General features: G+C 60.0%; 14 protein-coding genes. 5 read left to right on the top strand and 9 right to left on the bottom strand.

Annotation, left to right across the window (positions count from 1 at the left end; genetic code table 11):
- Positions 1-37 precede the first annotated feature (37 nt).
- Positions 38-1,153, top strand: coding sequence for a glycosyltransferase 87 family protein (locus tag FYJ43_RS11250; RefSeq protein WP_195839993.1), 1,116 nt, complete (start codon positions 38-40; stop codon positions 1,151-1,153).
- Here the strand turns inward: FYJ43_RS11250 and FYJ43_RS11255 are convergent.
- The 4 genes from FYJ43_RS11255 to FYJ43_RS11270 form a co-directional block, all read right to left on the bottom strand.
- Positions 1,115-1,567, bottom strand: coding sequence for a PTS sugar transporter subunit IIA (locus FYJ43_RS11255; protein ID WP_154564965.1), 453 nt, complete (start codon positions 1,565-1,567; stop codon positions 1,115-1,117). The genes FYJ43_RS11250 and FYJ43_RS11255 overlap by 39 nt on opposite strands.
- Positions 1,567-1,797 carry a PTS transporter subunit EIIB gene (locus tag FYJ43_RS11260; protein WP_154564967.1) on the bottom strand — a complete coding sequence of 77 codons (231 nt, stop codon included), beginning with the start codon at positions 1,795-1,797 and terminating at the stop codon, positions 1,567-1,569. The genes FYJ43_RS11255 and FYJ43_RS11260 overlap by 1 nt, the downstream gene beginning before the upstream one ends.
- A 129-nt stretch (positions 1,798-1,926) precedes the next feature.
- Complete coding sequence (locus FYJ43_RS11265; protein ID WP_154564969.1) at positions 1,927-2,175, bottom strand: glucose PTS transporter subunit EIIB; 249 nt, start codon at positions 2,173-2,175, stop codon at positions 1,927-1,929.
- Positions 2,172-2,897, bottom strand: coding sequence for a GntR family transcriptional regulator (locus FYJ43_RS11270; protein ID WP_154564971.1), 726 nt, complete (start codon positions 2,895-2,897; stop codon positions 2,172-2,174). The genes FYJ43_RS11265 and FYJ43_RS11270 overlap by 4 nt, the downstream gene beginning before the upstream one ends.
- Positions 2,898-3,108: 211 nt before the next feature.
- On the opposite strand from FYJ43_RS11270, the gene FYJ43_RS11275 reads away from it, so the two are divergent.
- Positions 3,109-4,497: a PTS transporter subunit EIIC gene (locus FYJ43_RS11275; RefSeq protein ID WP_154564973.1), complete on the top strand. Its 1,389-nt coding sequence runs from the start codon at positions 3,109-3,111 to the stop codon at positions 4,495-4,497.
- Positions 4,498-4,551: 54 nt separating this feature from the next.
- Here the strand turns inward: FYJ43_RS11275 and FYJ43_RS11280 are convergent, their stop codons facing one another.
- The 3 genes from FYJ43_RS11280 to FYJ43_RS11290 are packed head-to-tail and all read right to left on the bottom strand — an operon-like array spanning position 4,552 to position 6,748.
- A complete protein-coding gene (locus FYJ43_RS11280; protein WP_154564975.1) occupies positions 4,552-5,184 on the bottom strand; it encodes a DedA family protein in 633 nt (210 codons plus the stop codon).
- Positions 5,185-5,207: 23 nt separating this feature from the next.
- Entirely contained in the window at positions 5,208-6,320 is a 1,113-nt protein-coding gene (locus tag FYJ43_RS11285) for a glycosyltransferase (protein WP_154565134.1), read from the bottom strand.
- 5 nt (positions 6,321-6,325) lie between these two features.
- A complete protein-coding gene (locus tag FYJ43_RS11290; RefSeq protein WP_326833614.1) occupies positions 6,326-6,748 on the bottom strand; it encodes an RDD family protein in 423 nt (140 codons plus the stop codon).
- 112 nt (positions 6,749-6,860) lie between these two features.
- Between FYJ43_RS11290 and glnA the strand changes: the two genes are divergently transcribed.
- Positions 6,861-8,282, top strand: a complete 1,422-nt coding sequence (gene glnA / locus FYJ43_RS11295) for a type I glutamate--ammonia ligase (protein ID WP_154564979.1) — start codon at positions 6,861-6,863, stop codon at positions 8,280-8,282.
- 68 nt (positions 8,283-8,350) lie between these two features.
- Here glnA and FYJ43_RS11300 read toward each other — a convergent pair whose 3' ends face one another.
- Positions 8,351-8,758, bottom strand: coding sequence for a DUF4232 domain-containing protein (locus FYJ43_RS11300; RefSeq protein WP_154565136.1), 408 nt, complete (start codon positions 8,756-8,758; stop codon positions 8,351-8,353).
- Positions 8,759-9,202: 444 nt separating this feature from the next.
- Here FYJ43_RS11300 and FYJ43_RS11305 point away from each other — a divergent pair, with 444 nt between their 5' ends.
- Positions 9,203-10,381, top strand: coding sequence for a Nif3-like dinuclear metal center hexameric protein (locus FYJ43_RS11305; RefSeq protein ID WP_154564981.1), 1,179 nt, complete (start codon positions 9,203-9,205; stop codon positions 10,379-10,381).
- Between the two features lie 99 nt (positions 10,382-10,480).
- On the top strand, positions 10,481-11,710 hold the full coding sequence (locus tag FYJ43_RS11310) for a threonine/serine exporter family protein (RefSeq protein ID WP_229771761.1): 1,230 nt from the start codon (positions 10,481-10,483) through the stop codon (positions 11,708-11,710).
- On the opposite strand, the gene FYJ43_RS11315 is transcribed toward FYJ43_RS11310, so the two are convergent.
- Positions 11,707-14,655 (bottom strand): bifunctional [glutamine synthetase] adenylyltransferase/[glutamine synthetase]-adenylyl-L-tyrosine phosphorylase, encoded by a 2,949-nt coding sequence (locus FYJ43_RS11315; protein ID WP_326833616.1) that lies wholly within the window; start codon positions 14,653-14,655, stop codon positions 11,707-11,709. The genes FYJ43_RS11310 and FYJ43_RS11315 overlap by 4 nt on opposite strands.
- Positions 14,656-14,692: the final 37 nt, after the last annotated feature.

Here is a 14,692-nt window from a genome sequence, read left to right on the forward strand (position 1 = left end):
CGCCGTCATTGTGACGACACTCGGATGGACGTTGGCCATGCCACGCCCAACCGATCTCAAGATCTACCGCGGCTGTGTCCACGCCATGTTGGATGACCCCACGACTCTATACACAGCCACGCCTGTACGTGGCTTGGGCTTCACATATCCCCCGTTCGCCGCCGTTGTGCTCACCCCATTAGCTCTACTGCCCTCCCTCGCTGCGACGATTCTCCACTACTGTGTCAGCGCGATCACCCTCGTCATCACAACTGATCTGATCTGGCGACGCTGCGGGCGCAAACCTCACCCATTCTTGGTGGCTGTCCTCGTCGGCGTGCTCAACCTCAGCGAACCCATCGGGAAAACTCTCGTCTACGGCCAGGTCAACCTCCAGCTCGCATTTCTCATCATTATTGACGTCTTCCTGCTACCCCGAAAGTGGCGTGGGATGGGGGTTGGTGTGGCCACCGGGTTCAAGCTCACCCCTGGCATCTTCGCCCTGTGGTACCTCGTCACGGGTCAGTTCAAAGCAGCCCTTCGAGCAGCCGTGGCTGGTGTAGCGACGATCGCCATCGGGTTTGCAGTCATGCCGACAGCGTCGTGGAAGTACTGGACTGAGTACATGGTAACGCCCAGCCGTTTGGGTGGGCTCATCTGGGCGGGGAACCAGTCACTTTCGGGTATGCTGCTGCGGCTAGGTCACGGTGACCTTACACTTGCGTGGCTCACTTTAGTTGTGCTGTGCTGCATACTCGCTGGGATCGCATCGCGACGCTTGTGGTACCGGGGTGGGGCCGACCAGGTGTGGTCCCTGTTCTGCGCGGGGCTGTGCGGATGCCTAGTAAGCCCGGTGTCGTGGTCGCACCACTGGGTATGGGGGTCGTTTATCATGGTCGCTGGATTAGCCGATCATCGCCGTTGCCAGCACGTGCTGGCCGCCATCTGGGGTTTCGTCACACTGTCATGGATGATCTGGTGGTTCCCAGCCGGTCGTGATCGCGAACTCACCGCAGCATGGTGGCAAAAGATCCTTACTGACGCCTACGAACTCGTTGGCGTCGGATGCCTCATCACTCTCGCGTGGAATTGCCGCATAGCACAGAGCCGCTACCCCGCCCCTGTTGCCGCTCACTCACGCCACCGTGAGCAGCGGCTCCCCAATCTGGGCTGACTCCCCCGCTGGACGGATATGTTCCAGCTTGTCAGCGGGAACATCCAGGATGACGATCGGGCACACCACGCTGCGGCCACCCTGTGTGATCTTGGCAGGGTTCCAGGTGATGAGTGGGTCTCCAACGGCAACCTCGTCACCCTCCACAGCGTGCAGGGTGAATCCCTCACCATCAAGCTGGACGGTGTCAATACCAAGGTGCACTAGTAACCCAAACGTCTCTGTCTGGATAACAAACGCGTGCGGGTGCAGCTTGACGATACGGCCTGCCGCCGGGGCCACCACGGTGACGTCACCATCGCTAGTAGGCATCATGGCGATGCCAGGGCCCACAAGACCCTGCGCGAAGACAGGATCAGGTACCTCAGACAAGGCCATGACGGTGCCATCGAGAGGAGCGGTGATCGACGCCATCAGCGCAGGTCCTCAATGTCTTCGGCAAGAGTGTCAGCTTCAGGGCCGACGACGACCTGAACAGACGTACCCTGCTGAACAACGCCGAAGGCGCCAGCAGCCTTGAGCGCAGGCTCATCGACCAGGTCTGGATCATCCACCTCGACACGTAACCGAGTGATGCACGCCTCGAGGTCGTCAATGTTCTCGTCGCCACCGAGGGCTGCCAGGATTTGTTCTGCCTTGCTCATGATGTCTCCTTGCTCTAGTTCGAGATGAACTCCGCCATGGAGGATCTCAGAACGGGTACTGACCCACTTCTCAAGTGGTCCAGACAACTACTACTGAACTCCATGAAATGTTTACCTGTCAAGATCCGATCAGGACTCGCGCTCGTCTCCCCACAGGTCTTCCAGATCTGAAGCCAGTAGATCGGCGTCCGGGCCGACAATGACCTGAACACTGTGCCCTTGCGTCGTGACGCCATGCGCTCCAGCTCGTCGCAGAGCTTGCTCATCGACATGCTCGCAATGGCGAACCTGGCACCGTAGCCGGGTCACACATGGCTCAATCGACACGACATTGTCGACTCCGCCTAGGGCCGCCAAGATGTCCTCAACACGCTTCATCGTGAACCTCCTCGAGGTGGATACAGGGTTCTGCGCGGACCAGAGATCGGAACCCACAGCTTGTAGCGATCTCCCCGATACCACGTCCTGGAATACGAAACAGCTATGTCATCGGCATAGGTACGACGGTTAATAGCCAATACAGCCGACCCGACGGGGATCTGCAAGTGCTCACATACCAGCGCGTCACCACTGATTGCCTCGATCGCGTCCTCACCCCAGGTAGGCGCCAGCCCAGCTGCCGTCATGGCCTCATAGATACTTGCCGGGACGCCGTCAGCCAGCAGATCTGGCATCACCTGAACGGCTATCCACGTCTTTTCAACCGCCATCGGTACGCCATCAGCTAACCGCACACGGTAGATGTAATGGACTGGCTCCCCCGACGCAATCCCTAACCACACTGCGACATCCGGAGTAGCCGACAACTCCTCGCCGCGCACCACTCGGGTGCCCGGGATCATGCCGCGCTGACGCATCTCCTCGCTAAACGACGAGATTCGTGACTGTACGTCCACTTTGGGAGCCCTGACATAGGTACCGCTGCCCCGGCGACGCTCAAGCATTCCGCTGCTCACCAGTGAATCGACCGCCTGACGAACGGTCATGCGCGAGACACCGAAACGCTCGGCAAGCTCCCGCTCACTAGGCACGACATCTCCGACCGACAAACGGGTGTCGATAAGCTCGACAAGGTAATCCCGCACGGTCACGTACTTCATGGGTGAATTATGCTCCGATCACGGTGTAACTCGGCGCAGACCACGGCGAAAGTCTATGGTGACGTTCACAAACTCTGCACGCTACCTTGACATGATCGCCTCAGTGGTCTGTACTTCGAAAAGTGGTCCATACCACCCATAGGGCCACCTGAGGCTGAAGCCGACGCGGACATCAGCCTTAGACATGAGCACTCACTGCGGAGGAACTCCTATGGCTAAAGACGCTGTTGCCACCAGCACAAAGAAGAAACGGCAGATACCCGGGTTCTCCCAGATGCAGCGCATTGGACGCTCCCTCATGCTCCCGATCGCATCTCTGCCAGTTGCGGCACTCCTGATGCGGTTCGGATCTGCTGACGTCCTCGGAGCCGACGGTCTCGCTAAACACGCATCATGGATACAGCCGGTAGCTGACGTGCTCGCCGGGGCAGGCGGCGCTATCTTCGACAACCTACCGCTCATCTTCGCGCTAGGTGTAGCCGTCGGTTACGCCAAGAAAGCTGACGGCTCAACCGCCCTCGCCGCCCTCATCGGCTATCTCACCCTCACCGGAGCTGGCACTTCTGATAAGACCCAGGGCGGCGTCCTCCACGCCCTGGCTCCGTACTTCTCCAAGGAGACCGGGGTCATCAACTATGGCGTGCTCGGTGGCATCGTCATCGGCCTCATTGCAGCCAAGATGTACGAGAAATATCGCCGTACCAAGCTGCCAACGTATCTAGCGTTCTTTGGTGGTCGTCGTTTCGTACCGATTGTCACCGCCGCTGCGTCCGTCGTCGCAGGCGTCATTATGGCCGTGATCTATCCAGCCTTCGACTGGCTGTTCAATAAGCAGGTCGGCGGTTTCATCATGACTCACGGATCTAACCCAGGAACGGGATTCGTCTTCGGCACCATCAACCGCCTGCTCATCCCCTTTGGTCTACACCACCTGCTGAACTCTTTGCCGTGGTTCCAGTTGGGCAACTGCACCAATGCTGCCGGCGAGACTCTCCATGGAGATATCACCTGTTTCTTCAGCGGCACCGCTGGCAGCAACGCCTGGACTGGTTCCTTCATGACTGGCTTCTTCCCGATCATGATGTTCGCGCTACCTGGTGCAGCGCTGGCTATCTACCACACCGCCAAACCGGAGCGTAAGAAGATCACGGGTGGCGTCATGCTCTCTGTGGGCTTGACGGCCTTCCTCACTGGCATCACCGAACCACTTGAGTACGCGTTCGCCTACGTCGCCTTCCCGCTGTACCTGGTACATGCTCTCCTTACCGGGTCTTCTCTAGCCCTGTGCAACGCCTTGGGCATCAAGGACGGATTCGGATTCTCGGCCGGCCTGACCGACTACATCATCAACTTCGGTCGAGCATCAGAGCTTTCCGGTGGCCCCGGAAAGGTGCTCTTGCTCATCCTCATTGGTCTGATCTACGCCGTCATTTATTACGTCGTCTTCCGTTTCGCCATCACGAAGTGGAACCTGCGCACTCCAGGTCGCGAAGAAGATGGTGACGACACCACCGGCGGTGCCAGTATCTTCGATGAGGCTCAGCTCGCTGCCAGCAAGTCCACGGGTAAGGCAGATGCCCAGAAGGAAGGCCGAGTCTGATCGCGAGTCCTCCGCTGTCATGATGGCGCGCCTGGCTAGCAGCCGGGTGCGCCATCACGGCTCTCGGTAACTGCGCGCCGACTCTACGTCAGACCCGGGCATCAATCGCTGCAAAATCTGGTCGAGGATGACACCAATGATTACCGCACCGATGATCCCCACGGCCGCGGCAAGAATATGATTATTACCTAAAACGCTCGCCGCCCCCGCCCCAATGGCGGTGGCATATCCAGCCCATAATGCTCCAGCCAGGACGTCAACAGGCAGAAAAACCCGATATGAGAAACGAGTGGCCCCTGCCATCGCATTAACGACGACGCGACCTCCAGGAATGTAACGGGCCACCAAGATGCACAGCGGACCTCGAATCTGCAGCTGGCGCCTCGCCCACGCGACAGTCTTTTGTCGCTTCGGACCACCGGTAAAGAGCTTGGTATGACCGAGCCGACGTCCTACCCAATATGCAATGTTGTCCCCACAAATTGCGCCCACAGCCGCAACTGGAATGATAAGCCACCATGGCGGATGACCAATTGCTGCCAAAGCGACAACGAGGGATTCGCTAGGAACCGGCGGGAAAAACCCGTCAACGACACAGAGCCCCCACAATGCTCCGATGACCCACGGCTGGGAGGCATTGGCCGCGATGACGCCATTAATACTCGCCATCCACGCGGTCATATCCATGTGTGCCAGTCTTCCACCCACGCTCAACCAGCCGACTCGTGACCGGCTATCGCCTGCCGGTAGACCGCCTCCAACTGGTTAACGACTGGACCAGCCGCGAACCGGGAGCGAGCTTGCTCAGCGATCTGTTCGTGATCCCATGACGTCGTCAGCACTCTATGTAACCCGTCTGCCAGGGCTTGCACATCCCCGATCGGAACCACCATGCCGTTGGAATCGTTGACGAATTCTTGAGGTCCGCCGCAGGCCGTCGTCAAAACGGGCAAGCCAGCTGCCAAAGCTTCAGCACACGCGACGCCGAAGGTCTCGGCGTGGGATGCCAACGCAAAGGCGTCAGCCGCTGCAAGTTCCTGCGCGATACGTTCCCGAGATTGAGGGCCCAACACCGCGATGCGTGGGTTATCGGCAGCTATTTCCTCCAGCTGACGCTGCTGTGGTCCACCACCGATGATTCGCAGCTGAACCCCGGGCAGGAGCTCGACAGCGTGCGCCAACTCAACCATTCCTTTCCCGGGATTGAGGGTAGCGACGCTGACGACAACCGTCCCCTCATGAGGTCGGTGCGGACAGTCGAACAGTTCGGTGTCGACGATGTTGGGCACGACGGTTGAAGCCACGCCATACTCAGCGAGTCTGTCGCGAAGGTCTTGAGACACGCTAATCACCGCGTCAGCACGCTCGCCCGCAGTCGCGATGTCCTCGGTAAGGCGGCGATCCGGGCAGGCTAGGTGAGAATCGTGCTCAGTCCACACCAATGGTTCTGGAAAAGCTGCCCTGGCACTAGCAGCAGCGAATCTGGCAAAGTGCGCATGGATGACGTCAGGGGTGCCCCATTCACGGGCCACAATGCGGTGCAGACGCCGGGCCGCAAGGGCGTGAACTCGGTGATCAATGCGCGCCGGTGCAGCCCCCACCGGCACGTCCAGCCTGACCATCGCGATACCATCTTGGCGATCATTGGCATGCTCAATTCGGATCCCAAATCTTCGCCAGTGGCGAGCCGAACGGGCATCGAGGGCAGCTAAGACGACGTCATGACCTTGCTGACGCAGCGCCACTGCCTGGTCGTACTCGAAGATGCCCCGCAACGGAGCCTCGGGACTCGGAACCCCCCGAGACAACACCATGATGCGCATATATCTCACTTGCGATTGACGACGACTGTACCGAGCACGAGATCGTCCAGTCCGCGGCGTTCGGCACCAATTACCAGAGCGGGAATGACGAGGCATTTCATGGCAGTCCGGGCGAGTGCCCGCCACCATCCAATCGGGCCGAGATCGTCGAGGCGGACGATTGCGACGCGGGCCACGATTTGGCCGAAGGAACCACCTGCTATGGCAGTGAACAAAACTGACTCGACGAAAAACACGGCCATCGGCATCCATATCGGCCAGCCTCTGCCCCGGATCACCGCCGGGCCGAAAAGAGCGCTGGCCAGCACCATAGCGGCCCCCCAATCGATAACGAGGGCACCGATGCGCTTACCCCAACTGGCCAGCGAACCACGCCCTCCGGAGGGCAGCCCAAGTGAGACACCTGGGGCTGCCTCGGTTCCTGTCACTTGATGAATCCTACCGGCACGACCTGTTACATGCTCGAAACACAACGGTGACGGGTGAGCAACCCGAGGCAACTACCGTGAACACATCACCAGCCATGTTGATGGAGGAAAGATGTTCGAAGGTCCCGACGACCTGCTTGCCTATGTCAAGAAGGAGGGCATTGAGATGATTGATGTCCGCTTCTGTGACCTTATCGGTATCATGCAGCACTTCACCGTCCCAGCCCGAGAGTTCGACAAGGACCAGTATGAAAACGGACTGGCCTTCGACGGATCCTCTATTCGGGGCTTCCAGAAAATCAACGAATCGGATATGGCGCTGCTGCCCGATCCGACAACCGCCTGGGTTGATCCTTTCCGTGAGCGCAAGACCCTCATCGTCAACTTCAATGTCCATGATCCCATCACGAAAGAGGCCTACAGCCGCGATCCTCGCAACATCGCGCGTAAGGCTGAGGCCTACCTCGCATCCACTGGAATCGGAGATACTGCCTTCTTCGCTCCCGAAGCTGAGTTCTACGTCTTCGACGACATCCGCTTCGACACTCGCCAGAACACCTCGTACTACTCCATCGACTCTGAGGCTGGAGCATGGAACACCGGGCGTAACGAAGACGGTGGCAACCGCGGATACAAGGTGAAATACAAGGGTGGGTACTTCCCGGTCGCCCCGACGGACCACTTCGGTGATCTGCGTGACGAAATCGTCACCATTATGGAAAGCCTCGGCATGAAGGTTGAGCGCGCCCACCACGAGGTCGGCACCGCAGGTCAGGCCGAAATCAACTGGCGGTTCGACACCTTGTCCCGCGCAGCCGACGACGTCATGAAGTTCAAGTACATCGTCAAGAATGTCGCCTGGCAGCACGGGAAGACGGCCACCTTCATGCCCAAGCCGATCTTCGGTGACAACGGTTCCGGTATGCACGTCCACTCCTCGCTGTGGAAGAACGGTGAGCCGCTGTTCTTTGACGAGTCCGGGTACGCTCAGCTCTCTGACATGGCCCGCTACTACATCGGCGGCATCCTCAAACACGCGCCGTCATTGTTGGCTTTCACCAACCCCTCCGCTAACTCGTATCACCGTCTCGTGCCGGGCTTCGAGGCCCCCGTCAATCTGGTGTATTCCCAGCGCAACCGCTCCGCCTGTATGCGTATCCCGATCACTGGCCCGAACCCGAAGGCCAAGCGCGTCGAGTTCCGCTGCCCGGATCCGTCTGCCAACCCATACATGGCTTTCGCCGCCCTACTGCTGGCTGGTCTAGACGGTATCCAAAACAAGATCGAACCGCCCGCCCCGGTCGACAAAGATATCTATGAGCTCCCGCCCGAGGAGCACGACGCCATGGACCACGTCCCAGCCAGTCTCGGCGCAGTCCTCGACAGCCTCGAGGCCGATCACGAATACCTGCTTGCTGGCGACGTGTTCACTCCGGACCTCATTGAGACCTGGATCGGCCTCAAGCGCAGCGACCTGGCTGCTCTGCAACAGCGCCCGCACCCCTACGAGTTCGACTTGTACTACGACATCTGAGTAATCCCACAAGGGGCGTTGCTACGCGCCCCTTGTGGCGTATTCACCGAACTACTCGCAGCTCGACGTTAATCCAACCACCTCACGGTAGCCTCCGGTACCGGAAGAGCATCAGAACCGTTCGGGCCCGTCGACGCTTCGTCCGTCAGGGCGTGAGAATCCCCCAAATCAAGGCATCCCGCCAAGATTGCAGTCGCGGCTGCCACCTTGGCTTCGAGTCGCCGTGCCCCGCGGTGTTCACAGTCCCCATTGGTACGCCAGGACAGCTCCCAACTAGTTACCTTCCCAGGAGCCAGGCGCCGAGGCTTCGCCGCAGAGTCGTAGGGTTTCCACACCACCGGCACTCCCTTGCCAGCCTCCGTAGTCTGGTGAAGTTGTGGCATGACAGGAAGCACCATCACTGACGGTCCGCAGTTACGGATCGTCAGCCTCGTTACTCGCGCCCCCGTCGCCGCCATGACGTCGCTAAACCCCATAGCAGCCTTCTCGCCTTGGCGACACGTGAGCGCCGTTTGCCCTCCGCCGACGTTGGTCACTCGTTGCGGCGGGGCGCTGGTTTGTGGTCGCGGGGTATACCTCGGCGTTGACGTCGTCGACGAGGTGGGCACGACGGCCTCCGGCACTGCAGGGATCGCAGGAGAACACCCCACTGTGACCGCCGCAGCTGCTACAGCCACCACAACACGTCTAACGTTCATCATCGAATCACGGCGGGCCGAGTAATAAGCACGACAATCAGCATAGTGTTCTCCTCATGGTGTCGTTGGCCACGACACCGGGTGTGCTCAGGCCCCGCCGTTTCGGACGTTGCCATCTACTGCACAGATCACACCCAGCAGGTTCAATCACCATGCCTCATTGGCGGAATTAGTCCGAAATCGGTCATGATCTGGATTGGTCGTGCACGCTACCGTAAAGCCATGGCAGACCACTCCCCTCAAACTCCACACACTCCACACAGTCGCCTCATCACTGTCGGTCAAGTGCGCACCATCCTGGATCGGTGGTATCCGCCATCACTGGCAGAATCGTGGGACGCCCCAGGTCTGGTGTGCGGTGATCCTGGCGACGCCGTCGAGCGGATCGTTTGTGCTTTAGAGGCTACTGATGCCGTCGTCGATGCTGCCATTGAAGCTGACGCAGATATGCTCGTGGTTCACCATCCATTGTTAATGCGGGGAGCCACATCGGTGGCAGCGGATACCCCCAAGGGACGCATCGTTCACCGCCTTATTCGCCACCGCATCGCCCTCATGAGCGCCCACACCAACGCCGACGCGGCAGTCGGCGGGGTTAATGACGTCCTCGCACGGGTGGTGGGGGTGACCGTCGAGCGTCCCCTAGAACCACGAGTGCAGCCCGTCGATCTATGGGGAGTCCAAGTACCCATCAACTCTGTTGCGACAGTTCGTCATGCCCTCTTCGAGGCTGGAGCGGGCCGATTCGACGGTTACGACCAGTGCAGCTTCGAGACGGTCGGGCGTGGCCAGTTCCGACCCCTGGACAGGTCCCATCCCACCCTTGGTACCACCAACCACGTTGAAACCGTCAAGGAAGTGCGCATCCACGTCGTCGCCCCCACCTCTGCACGGTCCGCAGTGCGCCACGCCCTTGTCCATGCTCACCCTTACGAGGTGCCTGCCTACGACGTGACGACCATCGACTCTGCCTGCCAGCCTGGCCCTGCCACACCGGGGATTGGGCGTGTCGGCCATCTCGAGACGCCAATGACCCTCCGCAGTTTCACCCAGCGTGTCGACGAGCGACTCCCCCGCACAGTGTGGGGCGTGCGAGCCGCAGGCGACCCGGACCAGCTCGTCAGGACAATCGCACTGTGCTCTGGCGCCGGGGACTCCCTGCTCGACGCTGCCGCTGCAAGCGGTGCTGACGTCTATCTCACCAGTGACCTGCGCCACCACCCCGCTGACGAGCATCTTCGCGCCGGTGGCCCCGCCCTCGTCGACACCGCACATTGGGCTTCGGAATCTCCCTGGTGCGCCGACGTTGCGCGTCGCCTCCATGAAGAGCTAGGCCTCCCCTGCCAGAATCTAGGTATTCGAACCGACCCGTGGACCATCGGAGCGGCCATGGCACAATGAAAGAATGTGAAAAACACCGATCAGCCAGACGACCGCGACGACATTCGCCATGACCGCGAATTCGTTATTGACACCGAAGCGGTGATCCGGCTGGGATCAATGCTGTTATCTTCTGGCACCGGCTCCTACCGGGTGAAGCGGGCGATGTCCGACGCTGGACTCGCTCTGGGCATTGATCGAGTTGACGCCACTGTCGGCCTGACCGAAATCACCGCGACAGCCCACCGCGGCGATAACTTCCGCACTGTTGCGCGCGAGGTCTACCGGGTACGCGTCGATTCCTCACGTATCGCCGCCCTTGAGGATCTTGCCCATCACCTGCCTGCTGGCACGACGGGGCGTGAATTGGAATCACGATTGGACTGCATTTCACGTACAGTGCGTCCGCAATGGACGGAATGGCAGACAGTACTCGCCGGTGGCGTTGCCTGCGCCGGATTCGCCATCCTCAACAAGTTTTCTCTCGCTGATGCTCTCGTGGTGCTCGTAGCGGCATCAGCCGGCCAATGTGTGCGCGGCCGCCTCAATCGTCGATGGCTGAATCAATATGGAATTGCGGCTCTAGCATCGGGCGCAGCCTGCCTGGTGTACCTCATGCTGGCAGATGTGCTGACATACACTGGCCTGCATACTATTCACGGCCCTGGCTACGTCGCATCCCTGCTGTTCCTTGTACCAGGGTTCCCCATGATCACGTCAATCCTTGACATGGTTCGTATGGACTTCACGGCCGGTTTAAGTCGGGCAACGTATTGCGTCGGCCTCATCCTTGCTGCCACTCTGTCTGCCTGGGTATTTTCGACAGCTACCGGCCTGCAACCACTCCCTGCTCAAACATTTTTCCCCTATCCGTGGGCGTGGCTCGCCTACGCGGTAGCGACGGCATGTGGCGTCGCCGGATTTGCCATTATCTTCAATTCCTCGCCGCGCACGGTCATCTGGGCTGCAGCTCTGGGAGCTTGTGGGAATCTCTGCCGTCTTGCCTTCGTCACCGTCAACTTGCCGCCCCAATTAGCTGCTGGAGTCGGCGGCCTGATCGTTGGTTTCCTCGCAAGTCCCTTATCGGCTCGAACTAAGCTGCCGCGCATCACATTGACGGTCCCGGCCTGCGTCATCATGGTCCCTGGCGCGTCGATGTATCGCACCGTTTATTGGCTCAATGGTCAAGACATGATGAAAGCACTGACGTTCGGCGTCGATGCCGTCCTCACTGTCATCCTTATCGCGTGCGGGTTGGCGATAGCACGGATGTGTACGGATCCAGCGTGGGCTCGAAACCTACCGGTCCCCAGCCCCCATGCCTTCAAATTCTCCGAGAACGATCACTAATTCCAAAACACCGCGTCAACAACCCGTGATGCGCGTCGACAATGCCGCAAATGGTCCTCAATGAGTTTCTCGGATGCCCCGCGCCCCATTCCCAACGATCTAGCGATAACGTCAAGATCGGTCGAATCTGACGGAATAACGTCACTCGGACGGCCACGCACCACCATGATCGCGTTACGCAATCGACTCGCCGCCAGCCAGGAATTACACAACTCGTCGTGCTGCTCATCGTCAATGTGACCCGCTGCCAAAGCGGCGTCAAGGGCCTTGATCGTCGAAGTCGTGCGTAAAGCTGGTTCATTGCCGGCGTACTGCAATTGCAACATCTGAGCCGTCCACTCGATATCCGATAGCCCTCCCGGTCCCAGCTTGAGATGCCGCCTGCGGTCCACTCCGCGAGGAATCCGCTCCGATTCCATCCTCGCTTTCAGCTTGCGAATTTCAGCCAGTTGCTTTCCCGTCAGGCCGTCCGCCGGGTAGCGCACATGATCGACGCATTCCAACAGCTTTGCTGTCAGCTCCCGGTCACCAGCGCCGTGGCAGGCCCGCAACAAGGCTTGGGACTCCCAGGTACTCGACCACTGCCTGTAGTACTTCCGATAGCTTTCCAGACTCCGCACCATCGGGCCAGATCGTCCCTCCGGACGCAAATCAGCGTCCAACACCACAGCGGGATCGGCACCCGGCTTGCCGAGCAGGTTGCGTAACGTGGTGACGATCTTCAGCGCTTTGTCCCCGGCCCCCGGCGCGTCACCGACGACGAACAAACAATCAGCGTCAGATCCATAGGACAGTTCCTGTCCGCCCCAACGACCCATCGCGACAATTCCGATCGCAGGGGCATCCTCAATTCCCCGTGACACCGCGGTCAACGCCGCATCAATGGTCGCCCCGGTGAGATCAGTCAAAGCCTGGCCAATACTCACAATGTCAGTGACGTTGAGAATATCGGCGACGAGGATCCGAAATAGCTCGCGGCGGCGCACTGCCCGGATTGCTCTGAGGGCCTCTTCGACGTCGTGGTGACGCCGCGACACCGCATTCATTTGTCGTGCGAGATCCTCCCGGCCCAGCGGGGTGAGGTCATCATCGACGAGCACCTGGACGGTCTCCGGAGCGCGAGTCAGAATGTCGACGGCATACCTCGACGTCGACAGCACCACCGCTAGCCGCTGGGCCATCGCCCCCTCGTCGCGAAGAGCCCTGAGGTACCACGGTGAGTCCCCCAACGCTTCAGATACTTGGCGAAACGCGAGTAAGCCATAGTCGGGGCTAGGGCCGTCGGCCAGCCACGCCAGCATGGCCGGCATAAGCGCAGTCTGGATGCGCACCGCCCTGCTGGTGCCGCTCGTGAGGGCCTCAATATGACGTAGGCCGGCGTCTTGGTCATGGAACCCCAGCGCGCTCAGACGCACCTTGGCAGCATCCGCACTCATCCGCAGATCCTGGGTTGGAATGCGCGCGACCGCTTCGACTACCGGCGAATAGAACACCTGTCCGTGAGCACGCAGCACCGCCTTTGACGTCGCCGTCCAGACACCATGGACCTCATCAGCGGTGTGGAGGCCCACCGCGCGGGCTAGACGACGCAAACCGTCCTCGTCGTCTGGCAGCAGATGGGTACGCCGCAGTCGGAACATCTGCACGCGATGCTCCATGACGCGCTCTAACCGATACGCCTCCTCAAGGCGTTCAGCGGCGCCGCGCGAAATGTACCCGCCCGCTGCCAGGGCTCGCAGGGCCGGCAAGGTGGCACGCACTCTCAGCGATTCGTCCTGCCGCCCATGCACCAGCTGTAACAGTTGCGCAGTAAATTCGACGTCTCTCAATCCCCCCGCACCGAGCTTGATTTCACGTCCTTTGTCCTTGGCAGCGATGAGAGAGACGACTCTGGTCCGCATCGCCCGAGTCTGCGCAACGAATCCCTCAGCCTCCCCCACCTGCCACACCATCGGAGAAACCATGTCAACGAATCGTTGACCCAAACCGAGATCGCCGGCCATTGGACGGGCTTTCAGCAGGGCCTGAAACTCCCAGTTCTTCGCCCACTTCTCGTAGTAGGTGCGCATTGAATCCATGGTGCGCACCAACGGTCCGGCATGACCCTCTGGGCGCAAGGCAGCGTCAACCTGCCAGATGGAGCCAGCACCCGAGTGAGCCGAGCACAATCTCGCCACAGACGCTGCCAGTGTCGTCGCAACAGCCACGGCACGGGCGTCTGAGACATCATCACGAGCCGGTTCGGCAACATACATGACGTCGACATCGGAGATGTAGTTGAGCTCCTGAGCCCCGCACTTTCCCATCGCGATAACGGCCAGCCGGGCATCAGCATGATCTGGACAGTCAGCCCGAGCCAAAGCCAGTGCCGCAGCAATAATGGCGTCAGCTAAATCGGCAAGTTCTGCGGCGATATCTTCGATAATCGCCGTCGGATCGTCAGCACCAACATCCCGCGACGCGATCCGCACCAAGTGACGCCGGTTCGCCAACCTCAGCCGATCTGATGCTGGGCCGGTGGGCACCTCGGCGACGATGAACTCTCCTTCTCGGTGGGCGCCAACGACCCCAAGTAAATCGTCACGAATCTCGTCACGCCCGAGACGGACCGGATCACGGGTGACCTCAGCAAGGTCATCAGGGTGAGCAATGAGGTAACGTCCCAATTCGCTGGATGCGCCCACCAGTCGAACCAACCGGCAAGCGGACGCGTCGTCGTCGAGTAATTCACCGACGCGCTGCGGTGAGTTCTGGGCAAGATCGGCCAAGACATCAAGGGCAAGATCAGGATCACAACTCGTCTCGAGGTGATATTCCCAATCCGCTAATCGATCGGGATCTGCACTGAGGACCTCCGCGATTCTGTGATGGTTGGTCACAGCCGCATCCGTGTCCATCACTCCCAGGCGCAGTAGGTCTACTGTGACGCTCGTCTTGCGATCCACCGCGACCACCCCCTCGGTGGCACATTAGTCGACAGGA

This window comes from Cutibacterium porci (genome assembly GCF_009696315.1).
In the GTDB taxonomy this organism is placed as follows: Bacteria; Actinomycetota; Actinomycetes; order Propionibacteriales; family Propionibacteriaceae; genus Cutibacterium; species Cutibacterium porci.